Genomic DNA, 17,087 nt, shown 5'->3' on the forward strand with positions numbered 1-17,087 from the left:
GGTCACCGTCGTCGTCCGACCGGAGGGAACCACCCGTGGACACCGCTGCCCAGCCCCTCGACCACGGTCCCGCGTGGCTGTTCTGTCCCGGCAACCGGCCCGACCGGTTCGCCAGGGCGCTCGCCGCGGCCGACGCCGTCATCCTCGACCTGGAGGACGCGGTCGGCCCGGACGACAAGACCACCGCCCGCGGCGCCGTCGTCGCCGCGCTGGCCGACCTGGACCGCACCCGGGTCGTGGTGCGGGTCAACGCGCCGGGCACCCCCGCGCACGACGGCGACGTCGCCGCCCTGGCCGCGCACCCGGACCTCACGCTGATGCTGCCGATGGCGGTGTCCGCGGCAGCGGTGGAAGCGCTGGCGCCGCATCCGGTGATCGCGTTGTGCGAGACCGCGCACGGGGTGCTGGAGGCGCCGTCGATCGCCCGGGCGGCGAACTGTGCGGGCCTGATGTGGGGCAGCGAGGACCTGCTCGCCGACCTGGGCGGGCGCACCGGGCGTGCGGCCGGCGGCGGCTACGGCCCGGCCCTGACCGAGGCCCGCACCCGGATCCTCTACGCCGCCCGCGCCGCGGGCGTGGACCCGATCGACACCGTGCTCACCGACATCGCCGACACCGACCGGCTGCTCGCGGACACCGTCGACGCGGCGGACGCGGGGTTCGCGGCGAAGGTGTGCATCCACCCGTCGCAGGTGGAGGTCGTGCGCCGCGGGTTCCGGCCCGGTGACGCCGAGACCGCGCACGCCCGCGCCCTGCTCGCCGAGGCGGAGCGGCACCCCGGGGTGTTCCGGTTCGGCGGCGAGATGGTCGACGCACCGGTGCTCGCCCGGGCCCGGGCGACCCTGCGGCGGGCCAAGACATAAGAGACAGCTATCGCACAGGTCGGAACCATCGATCGCGCGACGGGACTGTGCGGCGGCCCGGCGGCGCTGTACGGGGCATGGACATCACCACACTGGCCGGACAGGACCTGCTGATCGTCGGCGGCGGCTCGGGCATCGCCCGCGCGATCGCCGCCGACGCCGTCGCCGAGGGGGCGAGGGTCACCCTCGCCGGACGGGACCCGGAGCGGCTCGCCCCGGTGGCCGCGCGGATCGGGGCCGCCACCGCCAGGATCGACCTGACCGACGAGGCCGGCATCGCCGCGTTCGCCGCGGCCTCGGGGCCGCTGGACCACGTCGTGTCGCTGGCCGCCGCGCCCGCGAACGGGCCCGTCGGCGAGCTGGACCGCGACGCCGTCCACACCGCGTTCGACGCGAAGGTCGTCGGGCCGCTGCTGCTCGCCAAGCACCTCGCCCCGCTGGTGCGGGGGTCGTTCCTGCTGTTCTCCGGCGTCGCGGCCTGGCGACCGGCACCCGGACGGTCGGTGATGGCGACGACCAACGGCGCCGTCGCGTTCCTCGCCGAGGCGCTGGCCGTGGAGCTGGCCCCGGGCACTCTCGCCCGGGATCGTCGACTCCGGGCAGTGGGACCGGCTGGGCGACGGGAAGGACGACTTCCTCGCCGCCACCGCCGCGGCCAACCCGGCGCGCCGCACCGGCACCCCGGCGCAGCTGTCCGCCGCGGCCCGGTCACTGCTCACCAACCCCTTCGTGACCGGCACGACCCTGCACGTCGACGGTGGTCGCCGGCTGGCCTGACCGGCACCGCTCAGGGGGCGAGCTGCGCGGCGACGGCGGCGGGGACCGGCACCCCGCGCCGGCGCAGCGCGGCGACGAACGCCGCCACCACCGGGCCCCGGCCCGCCCGGGTCAGCGCGACGACCTCCCGGTCCTGCGCCGGGTCCAGCGCCCGCACCACCCCCGGCGCCCCGGCCGGCAACGCGGTCACCGGCACCACCGCGACACCCAGGCCGGCGTCCGCGAGCCGCGCCGCGGTCGTCGCGTTGCGGGTGCGGGTCACCGCGTCGAGGGTGACGCCGTGGGCGGGGGCGAGGGTGTCGAGCCAGCCCGCCAGCCCGTTGCCGGGGGCGTAGTGCACCACCGGGCCCTCACCGAGGGCGGGGACCGGGACCGGACCCGGCCCGCCGGCGAGCGGGTGGCGGCGGGGGAGCACCGCGACCAGCGGCTCGCGGCCGAGGACCTCGGCGTCGACGCCGCCGCGGCCGGGGCGGGGGGACACCCCGACGTCGGCCGCGCCGTCCGCCACCCGGGCGGCGATCTCGTCGGCGCTGGTCAGCTCGGTCAGCTCCACCCGGGTCCGGGCGACGGCGCCGGAGGTGGCCCGCAGCACCGGGGCGAGCAGGCCCGCGGTCATCGTCTCCGCGCACGCCACGCGCAGCACCCCGGCACCACCGGCCGCGACCGCGCGCCCGGTCGTCAGCACCCGGCCCGCGGCGCCCAGCGCGGCGACGGCGTCGGCGTGCACCGCCCGGCCGGCGACGGTCGGGCGCACCCCGCGCGGCAGCCGTTCCAGCAGCGCGGTGCCGACCTCGCGTTCCAGCTGGGCGAGCTGGTGGGACAGCGCGGGCTGGGACAGGTGCAGCGCGGCGGCGGCCGCGGTGACCGAGCCGTGGTCGAACACGGCCACCAGGCATTCCAGCGCTCGCAGTGTCGGCACGGCGACAACCTACGGGCACGGCGGCCCGGCGATGACTAGCGTGGTCGCCGTGACGATCTCCGGGTACGGGTCGTGGCCGACACCGGTCACGTCCGAAGTGGTGGTGACGGCCGCGGTGCGGCTCGGGGAGGTCCGGCCCGACGGTGCGCCCGGCACCGAGGACACCGGGGTGGTCTGGGCCGAGGGCCGCGCCACCGAGGGCGGCCGCACCCAGCTGGTGCGCCGCACCGACGACGGCACCCGCACCGACCTGCTGCCGGCCGGGGCGAACGCGCGCTCGGCCGTGCACGAGTACGGCGGCGGCGCGTGGTGGCTGCACCCCGGCAGCCCCGGAACCGTCTTCTACGTGGAGTGGGCCGACCAGCGCCTGCACCGGCTCGACCGGGGCGGTGAGCCGGTGGCGCTCACCCCGGCGCCCGCGGTGCCCCGCGGCGACCGCTACGCCGACGGCGACGTCGCGCCCGACGGCACCTGGCTGGTCGCGGTCCGCGAGCACCACCACGCCGAGCAGACCCCGGCGGCCGAGGTCGTCAACGAGATCGTGCGGCTCGACGCGCGGACCCCGTCGACACCGGAGGTGCTGGTCAGCGGTCCGGACTTCGTCGCGGCCCCGCGGATCTCGCCGGACGGCACGACCCTGGCCTGGCTGTCCTGGGACCACCCGTCGATGCCGTGGGACGACGTCGAGCTCACCGTGCGCGACCTGGGGTCCGGCGAGGAGACCGTCGTCGCGGGTGGCCCGGGGGAGTCGGTCACCGAACCGCAGTGGCAGCCCGACGGTGCGCTGACCTTCCTCAGCGACCGCACCGGCTGGTGGAACCTCTACCGCTGGCTGCCCGGTCACGACATCGAGACCCTGGTGCGGATCGACGCGGAGATCGGCGTGCCCGGCTGGGCGCTGGGCGGGTCGCGCTACGCCGTCCTGGAGGACGGCCGCGTCGTGTTCGCCCGCTCCGCGCGCGGGTTCGACGCCCTGGTGGTGCGCGAGGTCGACGGCCGGATCATCGAGCTCGACACCCCGTTCACGGCGGTCGGCTCGGTGCGCGCCGACGGCCCCTACGCCGTCGTCTGCGTCGCCGGGTCGCCCACCGCGGAGCCGGGGGTGCACCGGGTCGTGCCCGCCCCGGACGGTGCGGGGGAGCCCGGCGCCGCCGGTGTGCAGACGCTGCGCGCCCCGCGCGACCTCGGCCTGCACCCGGAGACGGTGTCGGTGCCCGAGCCGATCACGTTCCTGTCCACCGACGCCGCGGGCGGCCCGCGCACCGGCTACGCCCTGTTCTACCCGCCGCTGGGTGGCCACGACGCCCCCGAGGGCGAGCTGCCGCCGCTGCTGGTGGTCATCCACGGCGGACCGACCGGCTCGGCCACGCCCGTCCTCTCGGTCGCCGTGCAGTACTGGACCAGCCGGGGGTTCGGCGTCGTCGACGTCGACTACGGCGGGTCGACCGGTTACGGGCGCGCCTACCGCGAGCAGCTGAAGGGCGCGTGGGGGATCGTCGACGTCGCCGATTGCCTCGCCGCGGCCCGCACGCTGGCCGACACCGGCCGCGTCGACCCGGCCCGGATGGCGATCCGGGGCGGCTCCGCGGGCGGGTTCACCACCCTGGCCGCGCTGGCCCGCGAGGACACCCCGTTCTCCGCCGGCGCCGACCACTTCGGCGTGGCCGACCTGGCCGCGCTGGCCCGCGACACCCACAAGTTCGAGTCCCGCTACCTCGACGGGCTGGTCGGGCCGTGGCCCGCGGCGGAGGCCGTCTACACCGAGCGGTCCCCGCTGACCCACGTCGAGCGGTTCCGCACGCCGCTGATCGTGCTGCAGGGCGACGAGGACGCGATCGTGCCGCCGAACCAGTCCGAGATGATCGTGGAGGCGCTGCGCGAGCGGGGCGTGCCGGTCGCCTACCTGCTGTTCGCCGGGGAGCAGCACGGCTTCCGTCAGGCCGTCAACATCCGCCGTGCACTCGATGCCGAGCTCGCGTTCTACTCCCGCGTGTTCGGGTTCGCGCTGCCCCCGGAGGAGGGCATCGAGCCGGTGGACATCGAGAACCTGTGAGCCGGGAGGATCGGTGAGTGCGGGGCACTTCGTCGCCCGCGTGACCCTGGACCCGGCCGCACCCACCGAGGGGCACCCGTTCGACCTCGGCGTCGTGCGGTGGCTGCGCGAGCACGGCGGGCTCGCCCTGTACCCGGGGGTGACGTTCCTGGTGGGGGAGAACGGCTCGGGCAAGTCCACCCTGGTCGAGGCCCTCGCCGTCGCCCTCGGACTGAACCCGGAGGGCGGGTCGCGGTCGTTCCGGTTCGCGACGCGGGCCAGCGAGTCCGACCTGGGCTCCCACCTGCGTACGGCGCGCCGGCCCGGGCGGGAGCGGACCAGCTTCTTCCTGCGTGCGGAGTCGTACTACAACGTGGCGACCGAGGTGGAGCGCATCGGTCAGGGGCTGGAGAGCGCTTTCGGCGGGTCGCCGCACGAGCGTTCCCACGGGGAGTCGTTCGTCGCGCTGCTCACCCACCGGTTCTTCCCCCGCGGGCTCTACCTGCTCGACGAGCCGGAGGCGGCCCTGTCGGTCACCGGGGCACTGGCCGTGCTCGCCCGGATGACCGAGCTGACCGCGCAGGGCAGCCAGTTCGTCATCGCCACCCACTCGCCGATCCTGCTCGCGCTGCCCGGGGCGACGATCCTGCAGATCGGCGACGACGGCGGGGTCCGCCGGGTCGGCTACGACGAGGCGCTCCCGGTCGCGCTGACCCGCGGCTTCCTCGCCGACCCGGAGGCCTTCCTGCGGCACCTGTAGACGACGCCGGGCCCGGGAGGACGGGTGTCCTCCCGGGCCCGGGCGCCGGGGCCGGCCGGGTCAGACCGGGGCGCCGCCGGTCGGGACGGGCTCCGGCTCCGCCCGCGCGGGCGCCTTGCGGGAGCCGCGGGCCAGCCGTCGCTCCACCAGCCGCGAGATGCCGGTCAGGATCAGGCACAGCCCGATGTAGATGACGGCGACGACCAGCGCGACCTGCAGGATCGGCGAACCGAGCTGCACCTGGCTGCCCAGCTGACGGGCCACGAGCAGCAGCTCCTCGTAGAGGATGAGGAACCCGAGCGCGGTGTCCTTCAGGACCACGACCAGCTGCGACAGGATCGTGGGCAGCATCGAGCGGACCGCCTGGGGGAGCAGGACCGACGACATCACCTGGGTCTTGCGCAGGCCCAGGGCGTAGGCGGCCTCGCCCTGGCCGCGCGGGACGGCGACGACACCGGCGCGGAACACCTCGGCGAGCACCGAGCCGTTGTAGAGCATCAGACCGAGCACGACCGCCCAGAAGGCGGTGATCTCGATGCCGGCGCCCTGGGACAGGCCGTAGTACAGGATGAAGATCAGGACCAGCAGCGGGACGGCCCGGAAGAACTCCACCACCGCCGTGCAGGGGACCCGGATCCAGGCGTGGTCAGACAGCCGTCCGGCCGCGAACAGCGCCCCGAACACCAGCGACAGGACCGCGGCGACGGCGAACGCGCGCACGGTGTTCCAGAGCGCCTCGAGGATCCGGATCTGGATCGCCTCGTAGGTGATCCAGTCCCACATGCGGCCGCTGAACTGGCCGGTCGCCCAGAAGCGGTAGAGGACGAAACCGAGGATCGCGACGATCACGACGACGCCGACGACGCCGATCGTGCGGTTGCGGGCGCGGGCCGCGGGGCCCGGGATGTCGTAGAGGACCGAGCTCATCGGGCCACCCCCCAGCGGGCGTCGAGGCGGCGCTGCATCCAGGTCAGCGGGGCCACCAGGATCACGAAGATCAGCGCCACCCACAGCAGCCCGACGAGCACGTTGTAGCCGCGCTCGGACAGGTTCTGGTAGATGCCGCCGGCCTGGAACACCGAGAATCCGGACGCGATCGTGGTGTTCTTCAGCAGCGCGATCTGGATGTTCGTCATCGGCGGGACGGTGGCGCGCACCGCCTGCGGCAGCACCACCTGGCCGAGGGTCTGGGTGAAGGTGAAGCCCAGCGCCCGCGAGGCCTCGGCCTGGCCGACCGGGACCGTGTTGATGCCCGACCGCACGACCTCGCACACGAAGGCGGCCGTGTAGAGGATCAGACCGACGCTCGCCAGTGCGAAGAAGCTGAGCTGCACGAGCTCCAGCCGTGGGTAGGCGAACGCGAAGAAGAACAGCACCAGCGTCAGCGGGGTGTTCCGCAGGATGGTCACGTAGCCGGTGCCGAAGGCACGCAGCGCCGGGACGGGGCTGACCCGCATGCCCGCCACCAGGGTGCCGAGCAGCAACGACCCGATCGCCGCGACGACGAAGAGTCCGATCGTGCCGGCGAATCCGCCGATGTAGAGGTCGAGGTTGTCGAGCAGGACGTCCACCGGGCGGCTCTCCTTTCTCCAGGACCCGGCGCGGCGGTGGACGAGCACCGCCGCGCCGGGCCGCGGGCCGGTCAGTAGCGCTCGATGGCGGGCGGCTCGGCCGGGGTGCCCGACTTGCCCAGGGTGCCGTCGTAGATGGTCTTCCAGGTGCCGTCGTCGTACGCGGCCTGCAGCAGGTCGTTGACCTTGTTCCGCAGTGCGGTGTCGTCCTTGGGCAGGCCGATGCCGTAGGGCTCGTCGGAGAACTTCTCGCCGACGACCTTGAGCTGCTCCGGGTTCTGCGCGGCGTAGCCGAGCAGGATCGCGTCGTCGGTGGTGACGGCGTCGACCTGGTTGTTGATCAGCTGGTCGACGCACTGGGAGTAGGTCTGGAACTCGACGATCTGGTCGGTCAGATTCTGCTTCTGCACGTTCTGGATCGGCGTGGAGCCCGAGACCGAGCAGACCCGCTTGCCCTGCAGGGTCTGCGGTCCGGTGATCGTGTCGTCGTCGGAGCGCACGAGCAGGCTCTGGCCCGCCACGTAGTACGGACCGGCGAACCCGACGCGCTGCTTGCGGTTGTCGTTGATCGTGTAGGTGCCGACGTAGTAGTCGACGTCGCCGCGCTCGATGTTGTCCTCGCGCGCCGCCGACGGGATGACCTTGAAGTCGATCTGCTCGGGGGAGAAGCCGAGGCCACCGGCCACCATCCGGGCGATGTCGACGTCGAACCCGGAGAACTCGTTGGTGGTGGCGTCGCGGAAGCCCAGGTTGGGCTGGTCGTCCTTGACCCCGACGACGACGCGGCCGCGCTGTGTCGAAGGTCGGGGAGCCCTCGACGGTCACGTTCTCCGCGACGGTCGGCTGGTAGCCCGAGCCCTCGGCGCCGGGGGCGCCCTCGCGGCCGCAGCCGGCCAGGGCGAGGGTGGCGGCCAGGGCGGCTGCCACCAGGATGCGGGTTCTCTTCACGGTTCGCTCCGCTCGCTCGGGGTGTGGGTGGTGGGGCGGGGGCTGGGGCAGGACGGCGATCGCGGCGGGCACGGGTTCCGAGGGTAATCAGCGACGCCCGGGCACGACGCCCGTACCCGGCAGGGGGGCACGCGGTTCCCCCGAGGGCGGTGGACCTGCTTGAATCGCCGTTCCGGCCCCCGCACCGCGCGAGGGGTCCGGAGCGCGCACGGCCCCGGCGGACATCCGCCCCGGGGCGCCCGCCCGGGGCGGCGGGGCCGAACGAGGAGGACGTACCGGTGTCCGAGACCCACGCGACCGACGCTGCCGGGCAGGGCGCCGAGCCCGCCCGCCCGACCCCGCCGAAGCCGGGGCCGCCCCGGCCGGGGGCCGCGGCCCGGGCCGCCCGCGGCACGGCCCGCGCCCACCCCGGCGGTGGTCGCACCGGCCGCGCCGGCCGCACCGGCCGCCCAGTCGTCGCCGGTGCCCTCGGCGGCCGGCGACCCGGGCCGCTGGGGCCGCGCCGACGACGACGGGACGATCACCCTGGTCACCGCCGAGGGTGAGCGGGTCGTCGGCTCCTACCAGGCGGGCCCGCCCGCGGAGGGCCTGGAGCACTACGCGAAGCGGTTCGACGCGCTGGTCACCGAGACCGAGGTGCTCGCCGCCCGGATCGCCGGCGGCGGGGACGCGAAGGCGTCGCTGACCGCGCTGACGCGCTGCGCGACGGTCTCAGCTCCGCGCACGTGGTCGGGGACGTGCCCGCCCTGCGGGAGCGGCTCGACACACTGGTCGGCCGCGCCGAGCAGGGTGTCAGCGCGGCGAAGGAGGAGCGCGAGCGCGCCCGGCACGACGCCGTCGCCCGGAAGGAGGCGCTCGCCGTCGAGGCCGAGAAGATGGCGGCCGACTCCACCCAGTGGAAGCAGGCCGGGGACCGGTTCAAGGCCATCCTCGACGAGTGGCGCACCGTCCGCGGCGTCGACAAGAAGACCGACGAGCAGCTGTGGAAGCGCTTCTCCAAGGCCCGTGAGGCGTTCAACCGGCGGCGCGGATCGCACTTCGCCGACCTCGACCGTCAGCGGGTCACCGCGAAGGCCCGCAAGGAGGAGCTCGTCGCGCAGGCCGAGGCCATCGCCGACTCCGACGAGTGGAACGCGACGGCGGCCGCCTACCGGGACCTGATGAGCGAGTGGAAGGCGGCGGGCCGTGCCCACCGCGAGGCCGACGACGCGCTGTGGGCCCGCTTCCGCGGCGCGCAGGACCGCTTCTTCGCCCGTCGTGGGGAGCACTTCTCCGCCCGGGACACCGAGTTCGCCGAGAACGCCGAGGCGAAGCGGGCGCTGCTCGCCGAGGCCGAGACGATCGACCTGTCCGACCCGGACGGCGCGCGGGTCCGGCTGCGCGAGGTGCAGGAGCGCTGGGAGGCCATCGGCAAGGTCCCGCGCGAGGAGATCCGCACCCTGGAGGGGCGGCTGCGCGGGATCGAGGACAAGGTCGCCGCGGCCGCGGACGCGCAGTGGCGCCGCACCGATCCCGAGACCCAGGCCCGCGTCGAGCAGTTCCGGGTGCGGGTCGAGCAGTTCGAGGCGCAGGCGGAGAAGGCCGAGGCCGCCGGTGACCGCAGGCGGGCCGAGCAGGCCCGCGCCCAGGCCGCGCAGTGGCGGGAGTGGCTGACCGCGGCCGAGCAGGCGGTCGACGAGCGGTAGGCAGGGCTAGGGCGTGTCTCCTAAAGTGCGCAACCAGGTGACGATGGCCTTCAGTGCAACTCCGCCGCGGTAGGTCAGGGCGAGTTTGTCGTAGCGGGTCGCGAGGCCGCGCCACTGCTTGACCTCGCAGAACCCGCGTTCGACGACGTTGCGGCCGCGGTAGTCGACCCGGTCGAACGCCGGTGGTCGACCGCCGCGTGTGCCGCGTCGTTTCCGGTGTCCCTGCTGGTCAGCCGGCTCCGGGATGACCGCGACGATCCGTCGTCCGCGCAGGTGGGCGCGGATGGCGCGTGAGGAGTAGGCCTTATCTGCGCGGACCCGCTCGGGCCGGGTCCGCGGCCGGCCCGGACCGACCCGTCCGACGCTCAGATGTGACATCAGGTGCGCGAACATCGGGGCGTCACCGGCCTGGCCAGGGCCGACCAGTACGACCAGCGGGCGGCCGTGTCCGTCAACGAGCTGGTGGATCTCCGTGCCGAGCCCTCCGCGGGAGCGGCCCAACGCGTGATCGGGCGGCTCGATCAGCAGATTCTTGTAGTTCGATCCGGCCCCCTGTGTCCCGCTGCAGGGTCGCGGCGTGTTGGTGAGCGCGGATGATCGTCGAGTCGACCGACACGGCCCAGTCCACGAGACCGGCGGAGTCGGCATCGGCGAGCAGAGCTGCGAGAACCTGGTCCCAGGTGCCGTCACCGCAGTAGCGGCGGTGGCGTTTCCATAGGGTCTGCCACAGCCCGAACTCGACCGGGACATCACGCCAGGCCAGCCCGCAGCGGAACCGGTAGATGATCCCCTCGATCACTCTGCGGTGATCGGCGAACGGGCGCCCTGGCATCCCGTCCGACGAGGGCAGTAACGGCTCGAGTCGGTCCCACTGGGCATCGGTCAGGACGGCACGGCGCGACACCTACTGATCATCGCGCAGGCCCGACCAGCCGGGTTAGGAGACGCGCCCTAGGCGCGCCGCAGTGCGGCGCCCGCCCACACGAAGGTCAGCAGCACGACCGCGATCACGCCGAGGACCATCCCGAACCCGGGACCCGCCCCGGCGCCGGTCTGCTGCGACCAGATCGCCCAGAGCCCGTTCACCGAGGAGATGCCGCAGCCGAAGGCCGCGAGCCACGCCACCGCCCACAGCCGGGTCAGCAGTGCGGCCGCCGACACCACGACCGCGAACCCGGTCATCGTGAACGAGAAACAGGGTCGGCAGCGGCCCGGCCGTGCCGGAGGCCAGCACCTGCCAGCCCGGGGTGCCCGCCACCCACGGCAGCAGCAGCGCGGCGACGGCGGCGACGATCGCCACCGCGATCAGCATGGCGCGGGACCCGGGATCGATCCGGCGGGTGACGCCGTGCCCGGCCTGCTCGATCTCGGCACGGGTCTCCGGGGACACGTCGCTCATCGGGTACCTCCGGTGGTGGCGGGGACGCCGCACGACGGGGCGGACGCCGGCTCGGGCGCCGGGCGCCCGAACGCGGGCAGCCCCAGCGTGGTGGGGGCACCGGACGGGCGCTCCCCGGCCTCGGCGGCGTCGCCGGCGCGGGTGCGGCGGTGGGTGAGCACGCCGCCGTCGGCGACGAGGTGGTGCGGTGCGCCGCGGTCGACCCGGACGGTGACGACGTCCCCGGGCGGATGCCGGTCGCGTCGCCGGGGGCGAAGTGCACGAGCCGGCCGTCCCGGGCGCGGCCGGTGAGCCGGGCGGTCGCCGCGTCCTTGCGACCCTCGCCGCTGGACACCAGCAGCTCGACCTCGGTGCCCTCCTGCCTGCGGTTCTCCTCCCAGGAGATCCGCTCCTGCAGCGCGACGAGGCGCTCGTAGCGCTCCTGCACCACGGCCTTGGGCAACTGGTCGGGCAGGTCCGCGGCGGGCGTGCCGGGACGCTTCGAGTACTGGAAGGTGAACGCCGCGGCGAAGCGGGCCCGCTCGACGACGTCGAGGGTGTCCTGGAAGTCCTGCTCGGTCTCGCCGGGGAAGCCGACGATGATGTCGGTGGTGATCGCCGCGTGCGGGATCGACTCCCGCACCTCGTCGATGATCGACAGGAACCGCGAGGAACGGTACGAGCGCCGCATCCGGCGCAGCACGTCGTCCGAGCCGGACTGCAGCGGCATGTGCAGCTGCGGGCACACGTTCGGCGTCTGCGCCATCGCAGCGATCACGTCGGAGGTGAAGTCGCGCGGGTGCGGGCTGGTGAAGCGTACCCGCTCCAGGCCCTCGACCCCACCACAGGCCCGCAGGAGCCCGGCGAAGGCCGACCGGTCCGCCGGGCCCTCGGAGAAGCCCGAGCCGTAGGCGTTGACGTTCTGCCCGAGCAGGGTCACCTCGAGCACACCGTCCGCGGCGAGCGCCGACACCTCGGCGAGCACGTCGCCGGGGCGCCGGTCGCGTTCCTTGCCGCGCAGCGACGGCACGATGCAGAACGTGCAGGTGTTGTTGCAGCCGACCGAGATCGACACCCAGCCGGCGTAGGCGGAGTCGCGGCGGGCGGGCAGCGTCGAGGGGAACACCTCGAGCGCCTCGGCGATCTCGACCTGCGCCTCGCCGTTGTGCCGGGCCCGCTCCAGCAGGGTCGGCAGGGCGTGCACGTTGTGCGTGCCGAACACGACGTCCACCCACGGGGCCCGCCGGGTGATCGTGTCGCGGTCCTTCTGGGCGAGGCAGCCACCGACGGCGATCTGCACGTCCGGGTCCGCGACCTTGCGCGGGCGCAGGTGCCCGAGGTTGCCGTAGAGCTTGTTGTCCGCGTTCTCACGCACCGCGCAGGTGTTGAACACGACGACGTCGGCGGTGTCGGGGTCCTCGGCGCGGGAGTACCCGGCGTCCTCCAGCAGACCCGCCATCCGTTCCGAGTCGTGCACGTTCATCTGGCACCCGTAGGTGCGCACGGTGTAGCTGCGGCTCACACACCCGAGGGTAGGCGCCCCGGTGCGGCGACGCCGGGACGGGGCCGTCGGGGATGATGGCCCGATGCACCGGTCCGGTCCCCCGCTGACGCGGCGCGCCCTGCTGGGTGCAGGCGTCGTGCTGGGTGCGGGGGCGGTGCTCCCGGGCTGCACCGGCCCGCGGCCCACCGAGCCACTGGTGATCGCGGGCGGGGTGCAGCCGGGGGTGTACATCAACCTCGCGCGCACGCTGTCGGAGATCTGGTACGGGCGCCTCGGGCTCCCCGCGGCCCCCCGGGTGCTGGAGACCGCGGGCAGCGCGCAGAACATGGAACTGCTGACCGACGGACGGGCCGCGGTCGCGATCAGCCAGGTCGACGTGGCCGCCGACGCCGCCGCCCGGGTGACCGGACCGACCGAGCCACGCGCCCTGGCCCGGCTCTACGACGACGTCACCCACATCGTCGTGCGCGCCGACTCGGACCTGCGCAGCATCGCCGACCTGCGCGGACGACGGGTGTCCATCGGTCCGGGCGGCAGCGGCTACCAGCCGATCGCGGTCCGGCTGCTCGACGTCGCCGGGATCGGCGTGGCGGGTCTGGGCACCCGGGCCGAGCTGGGGTTGCCGGACGCCGGGGCGGCGCTGGTCGAGGACCGTCTCGACGCGTTCTTCTGGTCCGGCGGGGTGCCCACCGACGGTGTCCGGGAGCTGGCGGCCCGGGTCCCGATCCGGCTGCTCGAGCTCGGCGGCGCCCTCGACGGGATGCGCGAGCGGTACCCCGTCTACTCGGTGGCCACGGTCCCGGCGAACACCTACGGACTCCCGGGTCCGGTGTCGTGCCTGTCGGTGCGCAACGCGCTGCTGGTCACCGAGGGGATGGACGCCGACCTGGCACGCGCCCTGATCCGGGCGGCCTTCGACGAGCAGCCCCGGCTGGCCCAGGCCAGCCCGGCGGCGGTGACCGTCGACTCGCGCTCGGCGATCGGCACCCAGCCGATCCCGCTGCACGACGGCGCCGTCGCCTTCTACCGGGCCACGAAGGGCTACTGACCCCGCGCGGACAGGTCGAGCACCGTCTTCCCCGTCGCGTGCCCGTCCTCCACCCGCGCCAGCGCCCGGGCCGCCTGCTCGAACGGGTACACCGCCGTGACGTGCGGATCGAGCACGCCCTGCACCATCAGCGCCGCGACCCGCTCCAGGGTCCGGCGGTCGGTGCGGCGCGCCACGCCGACGCCGCCGACCTCGCCGACCGTGGGGTCCCCGACCGAGACCACCGCCCGCGGCGCGGCGGCCAGCGGTGCGACGGCGCGCAGTGAGGCCCCGCCCACCAGGTCCACGACGCCGTCGAACCCGTCGGGGGCGAACCCCCGCAGCCGGTCGACCACACCGGGCGTGCGGTGGTCCACGAACGTCGCCCCGGTCCCGGCGACGACGTCGCGCTTGGCCCCGCCCGCGGTCCCGACGACCTCGAGCCCGCCGGCGCGGGCCAGCTGCGCGAGGGCCAGCCCCACGCCCCCGCCGATCCCGTTGACGAGCAGACGGGCACCGCGCGGCAGGGCGAGCTGGTCGACGACGTCGAGCGCGGTGGTCCCGGCGACCGGCACGGTGGCCGCCCACTCGTCGGACAGCGCGTCCGGCGTCCGGGCCGCGGCCGACCCCAGCAGCAGCGTGTCGGTGGCGTAGGTCCCGGCCCGGTGAGGGCGAACCCGAACGCCCTGTCCCCGACGGCGAGGCCCGTCACGGCGCTCCCGACCGCCGTGACGACTCCCGCGGCCTCCATCCCCAGGACCTGCGGGAACGGGGCGTTCCCGTTGATCGCCGGCACCCCTCCGGCGCGCAGGACGTGGTCGAGGGGGTTGACCCCCGCGACGGCGACGGCGAGCGCGATCTCGTGCGCATCCGGCACGGGGGCGGGACGGGTGAGGAACTCCTGGACGTCGGGGCCGCCGAAGGCGCGGTACCCGTATGCGTTGACCACACCCCGCACGCTAGGACCTGCCACCGATGTCAGGTTCCAGTGATCGTGTCCCGGGTCACGGCCGGCCGGGCCGGACCCTCGGCGGCGAGCGCGGCCCGATACTCGCTGTTGCACTCCATCAGACGCTCCAGGGCGTCGACGGCGGTCCCGAGGCTCCGCATCACCTCGCGCAGCCGGTCCCGCTCCTGCGACATCGTCGCGAAGGCGTCCTCGGCGGTCCCCGGGCCCGGGACGTCCACGCACGGCAGCACGCGGGCGATCGTGCCGCTCGACAGGCCGGCGTCGAACAACGTGCGCACCAGGGTGACGCGGTCGGCATCCGGCATCCCGTACTCCCGCTGACCGCCGCTGCCGCGGGCCGGGGCGAGCAGACCCTGCTCCTCGTAGTAGCGCAGCATGCGCGCACTCACACCGGTACGTGCCGATCCTCATCGGTCATGCGTCCTCTCCGGGTCGGGGGCCGCCGGCGGCGGGGAGGGCACCGCGGAGGGCGCGGGCCGCAGCCACAGTGTGACCCGCAGCCCGCCACCCGGGGCGTCGCCCAGCTGCAGGCTCCCTCCGGCCGCGGCCGCGGTCCGCACCGCGATGGCCAGGCCCAGCCCGCTGCCCTCGACGTTGGTCTGTCCCGGCGCCCGCCAGAACCGGTCCGTGGCCCGCGCCCGGTCCTCCCGCGCGAGGCCCGGGCCGCCGTCGACCACGCTGACCCCGATCCGGTCCGCGGTCCGCAGCGTCGCGACCCGCACCCGTCGCCCCGCCGGGGTGTACTTGAGCGCGTTGTCCAGCAGGGCGTCGAGCACCGACTCCAGCGCCGGCTCGCCGATCAGGCCGTGCAGGCCGTGCGGACCGCTGCGGCGCAGCTCGATCCCGGAGTGCTCGGCGAGCGGGCGCCAGTTGTCCACCCGTTCGGCGATGACGACGTCGAGGTCGGTGTCCTCGGCGTCGCCCGCGTCCTCGACCGCCCGCTCGGCGCGGGCCAGCGCGAGCAGGCCGTCGAGCACCCGGGACAGCCGCTCGGCCTCCTCCATCGCCGCGAGGTGGTCGTCGGAGGCGGCCGGGTCGACGTGGCCGTCGAGGTTGGACAGTCGCAGGCGCAGCGCGGTCAGCGGGTTGCGCAGCTGGTGGGAGGCGTCGGCGACGAAACGCGCGCTGGGCGGCGAGCGCCTCGCGCACCGTGTCGGTCATCCGGTCGAACGACCCGGCCAGCGAGCGCAGCTCCGGCGGGCCGCTGCGCCGCGACGGCGGACCGGGCGGCACCCCGGCGACGACGGCCGTCCCGACCCGGCCCATCGCCTCGTCGAGCCGGCGGACCGGGCGCAGCACCCACGCCGTGAGCGGCAGCGCGACCAGGGTCCCGGCGAGCAGCGCGAACACCGCGGCCCCGGCGATCAGCGACCAGGTGCGCACCGCCTCGGCCCGCAGCGCATCGGTCGGGGACACCGTCACCACCGCGCCGACGACCTCGCCGTCGACGAGCACCGGCTCGGCCAGCACCAGCGGCCGGGCGTCCCACGGCATCAGCAGCGGGTAGGTCGACGAGCGGCGACCGGCGAGCGCGACCGCGGTCCGCTCGGAGGCGTACTCGCCCAGCTCGGGCAGCCGGTCGGGCGGCCGGGACGCGGTCAGTGTCGCGCCGGCGCGGTCGAGGACGAGCACGGCGACCCCGTACACCTCGTCGTAGCGGGTGATCTCGTCGCTGAACGTGGTGAGCGCGGAGCTGCCGGCGGGCGCCTCGATCAGCGGACGCTGCGCGGTGGAGGCGAACGAGATCGTGTCGGTGAGCCGGTCGGTGAAGACCTCCTCCTGGGCGCGCTGGGCGGTGGTCCAGGCCAGCGGGACGCCCAGCCCGGCGGCGAGCAGCCCGACGAGCACCAGCACGACCAGCAGCAGCCGGCTGCGCACCGCTCAGTCCTCGGTGGCGGCGAAGCGGTACCCGACGCCGCGGACGGTGCGCACCAGCTCGGGGCGGCCGAGCTTGGTCCGCAGCGTCGCCACGTGCACGTCGAGGGTGCGGTTCGCCCCGGCCCAGCCGCGCCCCCACACCTCGGCGACGATCTGGGCACGGGTGCAGACGGCGCCGTCGGCGCGGACGAGCAGCGACAGCACCTGGAACTCCTTGCGGGTCAGCACCACCTGTTCTCCGGCCACGGTGACCTCGTGCCGCTCGGGATCGACGCGGACGTCGCCGACGGTCACCGGTGCCGATCCGGCCGGGACGACCGTGCCGTCGTCGCCGATCCTGCGGCGCCGCTGCACCGCGTGCACCCGGGCCACGAGCTCACCGATGTCGTAGGGCTTGACCAGGTAGTCGTCGGCGCGGTGTGCAGCCCGGCGATGCGGTCGGTGACCTCGCCGCGGGCGGTCACCATGAGTACCGGGACCTCGGAGACGGCGCGGATCGCGCGGCACACGTCGAGTCCGTCCGCGTCGGGCAGGCCCAGGTCGAGCAGCACGACGTCGACGCCGTCGAGGTGGTCGACGGCGCCGCGGCCGTGGTCCAGACGGGTCGTGGTCATCCCGTGCCGGTGCAGCGCCGGGCGCAGCGCGGCGGCGACCCTGTCGTCGTCCTCGATCAGCAGGATGTGCACCCGTGCAGCCCTTTCCGTTACGTCGCCGAGACCCTAAGCGTTCCTCAAGGTGATGGACTCGCATGTCCGTTCCGTCCAGGCTCTCGCCA

General features: G+C 74.8%; 12 protein-coding genes and 8 pseudogenes. 8 read left to right on the forward strand and 12 right to left on the reverse strand.

Going from position 1 to position 17,087, the window contains the following annotated elements; all coding sequences use genetic code 11:
- Nucleotides 1–35: 35 nt before the first annotated feature.
- The 3 genes and pseudogenes from KPF47_RS37880 to KPF47_RS39635 all read left to right on the forward strand — a co-directional run bounded on the left by KPF47_RS37880 (nucleotide 36) and on the right by KPF47_RS39635 (nucleotide 1,640).
- Nucleotides 36–863: a CoA ester lyase gene (locus tag KPF47_RS37880; protein ID WP_224393135.1), complete on the forward strand. Its 828-nt coding sequence runs from the start codon at nucleotides 36–38 to the stop codon at nucleotides 861–863.
- 77 nt (nucleotides 864–940) lie between these two features.
- A pseudogene (locus KPF47_RS39630) lies at nucleotides 941–1,372 on the forward strand (SDR family oxidoreductase); the annotation flags it as partial.
- A 103-nt stretch (nucleotides 1,373–1,475) separates the two neighbouring features.
- Nucleotides 1,476–1,640 (forward strand): hypothetical protein, encoded by a 165-nt coding sequence (locus tag KPF47_RS39635; protein WP_255661861.1) that lies wholly within the window; start codon nucleotides 1,476–1,478, stop codon nucleotides 1,638–1,640.
- 10 nt (nucleotides 1,641–1,650) lie between these two features.
- Here the strand turns inward: KPF47_RS39635 and KPF47_RS37890 are convergent, their stop codons facing one another.
- Entirely contained in the window at nucleotides 1,651–2,559 is a 909-nt protein-coding gene (locus KPF47_RS37890) for a LysR family transcriptional regulator (RefSeq protein ID WP_224393136.1), read from the reverse strand.
- Between the two features lie 49 nt (nucleotides 2,560–2,608).
- Here KPF47_RS37890 and KPF47_RS37895 point away from each other — a divergent pair, with 49 nt between their 5' ends.
- Nucleotides 2,609–4,612 (forward strand): prolyl oligopeptidase family serine peptidase, encoded by a 2,004-nt coding sequence (locus KPF47_RS37895; RefSeq protein WP_224393137.1) that lies wholly within the window; start codon nucleotides 2,609–2,611, stop codon nucleotides 4,610–4,612.
- A 13-nt stretch (nucleotides 4,613–4,625) separates the two neighbouring features.
- Complete coding sequence (locus KPF47_RS37900; protein WP_224393138.1) at nucleotides 4,626–5,351, forward strand: AAA family ATPase; 726 nt, start codon at nucleotides 4,626–4,628, stop codon at nucleotides 5,349–5,351.
- 60 nt (nucleotides 5,352–5,411) lie between these two features.
- Here the strand turns inward: KPF47_RS37900 and KPF47_RS37905 are convergent, their stop codons facing one another.
- From KPF47_RS37905 to KPF47_RS37915, 3 genes and pseudogenes are all read right to left on the reverse strand, one after another.
- Nucleotides 5,412–6,278, reverse strand: a complete 867-nt coding sequence (locus KPF47_RS37905; protein WP_224393139.1) for an amino acid ABC transporter permease — start codon at nucleotides 6,276–6,278, stop codon at nucleotides 5,412–5,414.
- On the reverse strand, nucleotides 6,275–6,922 hold the full coding sequence (locus tag KPF47_RS37910) for an amino acid ABC transporter permease (protein ID WP_224393140.1): 648 nt from the start codon (nucleotides 6,920–6,922) through the stop codon (nucleotides 6,275–6,277). The genes KPF47_RS37905 and KPF47_RS37910 overlap by 4 nt, the downstream gene beginning before the upstream one ends.
- Nucleotides 6,923–6,993: 71 nt before the next feature.
- Nucleotides 6,994–7,870: pseudogene (locus KPF47_RS37915) on the reverse strand (glutamate ABC transporter substrate-binding protein).
- A 278-nt stretch (nucleotides 7,871–8,148) separates the two neighbouring features.
- Between KPF47_RS37915 and KPF47_RS37920 the strand changes: the two are divergent.
- A pseudogene (locus KPF47_RS37920) lies at nucleotides 8,149–9,555 on the forward strand (DUF349 domain-containing protein).
- A gap of 6 nt (nucleotides 9,556–9,561) precedes the next feature.
- Here the strand turns inward: KPF47_RS37920 and KPF47_RS37925 are convergent.
- The 3 genes and pseudogenes from KPF47_RS37925 to miaB all read right to left on the reverse strand — a co-directional run bounded on the left by KPF47_RS37925 (nucleotide 9,562) and on the right by miaB (nucleotide 12,416).
- Nucleotides 9,562–10,459, reverse strand: a pseudogene (locus tag KPF47_RS37925) (IS5 family transposase).
- 47 nt (nucleotides 10,460–10,506) lie between these two features.
- Entirely contained in the window at nucleotides 10,507–10,737 is a 231-nt protein-coding gene (locus KPF47_RS37930) for a hypothetical protein (RefSeq protein ID WP_224393141.1), read from the reverse strand.
- 213 nt (nucleotides 10,738–10,950) lie between these two features.
- Nucleotides 10,951–12,416 (reverse strand): annotated as a pseudogene (gene miaB, locus KPF47_RS37935) (tRNA (N6-isopentenyl adenosine(37)-C2)-methylthiotransferase MiaB).
- A gap of 103 nt (nucleotides 12,417–12,519) precedes the next feature.
- On the opposite strand from miaB, the gene KPF47_RS37940 reads away from it, so the two are divergent.
- A complete protein-coding gene (locus tag KPF47_RS37940; RefSeq protein WP_224393142.1) occupies nucleotides 12,520–13,485 on the forward strand; it encodes a TAXI family TRAP transporter solute-binding subunit in 966 nt (321 codons plus the stop codon).
- On the opposite strand, the gene KPF47_RS37945 is transcribed toward KPF47_RS37940, so the two are convergent.
- The 4 genes and pseudogenes from KPF47_RS37945 to KPF47_RS40690 form a co-directional block, all read right to left on the reverse strand.
- The gene (locus KPF47_RS37945; protein ID WP_224393143.1) at nucleotides 13,479–14,039 is read right to left on the reverse strand and encodes a zinc-binding dehydrogenase; all 561 of its coding nucleotides are present in this window, start codon (nucleotides 14,037–14,039) and stop codon (nucleotides 13,479–13,481) included. The two genes, KPF47_RS37940 and KPF47_RS37945, sit on opposite strands and share 7 nt — an antisense overlap.
- 164 nt (nucleotides 14,040–14,203) lie before the next feature.
- A pseudogene (locus KPF47_RS39645) lies at nucleotides 14,204–14,527 on the reverse strand (hypothetical protein); the annotation flags it as partial.
- Nucleotides 14,443–14,826 (reverse strand): annotated as a pseudogene (locus KPF47_RS37955) (MerR family transcriptional regulator); the annotation flags it as partial. The pseudogenes KPF47_RS39645 and KPF47_RS37955, both read right to left, overlap by 85 nt.
- 15 nt (nucleotides 14,827–14,841) lie before the next feature.
- Nucleotides 14,842–15,528 carry a HAMP domain-containing sensor histidine kinase gene (locus tag KPF47_RS40690; protein ID WP_308015609.1) on the reverse strand — a complete coding sequence of 229 codons (687 nt, stop codon included), beginning with the start codon at nucleotides 15,526–15,528 and terminating at the stop codon, nucleotides 14,842–14,844.
- Nucleotides 15,529–15,584: 56 nt separating this feature from the next.
- Here KPF47_RS40690 and KPF47_RS40695 point away from each other — a divergent pair, with 56 nt between their 5' ends.
- Entirely contained in the window at nucleotides 15,585–15,941 is a 357-nt protein-coding gene (locus tag KPF47_RS40695; protein WP_308015602.1) for a hypothetical protein, read from the forward strand.
- A gap of 374 nt (nucleotides 15,942–16,315) precedes the next feature.
- Here the strand turns inward: KPF47_RS40695 and KPF47_RS37965 are convergent.
- A pseudogene (locus KPF47_RS37965) lies at nucleotides 16,316–16,998 on the reverse strand (response regulator transcription factor).
- Nucleotides 16,999–17,087: the final 89 nt, after the last annotated feature.

The organism is Pseudonocardia sp. ICBG1293, from assembly GCF_020131355.1.
Classification (GTDB): domain Bacteria; phylum Actinomycetota; class Actinomycetes; order Mycobacteriales; family Pseudonocardiaceae; genus Pseudonocardia.

What these genes read in the sequence shown, in the direction of transcription:
- KPF47_RS37905 (WP_224393139.1), bottom strand. Translation starts at nt 6,278, where the DNA reads ATGAGCTCGGTCCTCTACGACATCCCGGGCCCCGCGGCCCGCGCCCGC.
- KPF47_RS37930 (WP_224393141.1), bottom strand. Translation starts at nt 10,737, where the DNA reads ATGACCGGGTTCGCGGTCGTGGTGTCGGCGGCCGCACTGCTGACCCGG.
- KPF47_RS37940 (WP_224393142.1), top strand. Translation starts at nt 12,520, where the DNA reads ATGCACCGGTCCGGTCCCCCGCTGACGCGGCGCGCCCTGCTGGGTGCA.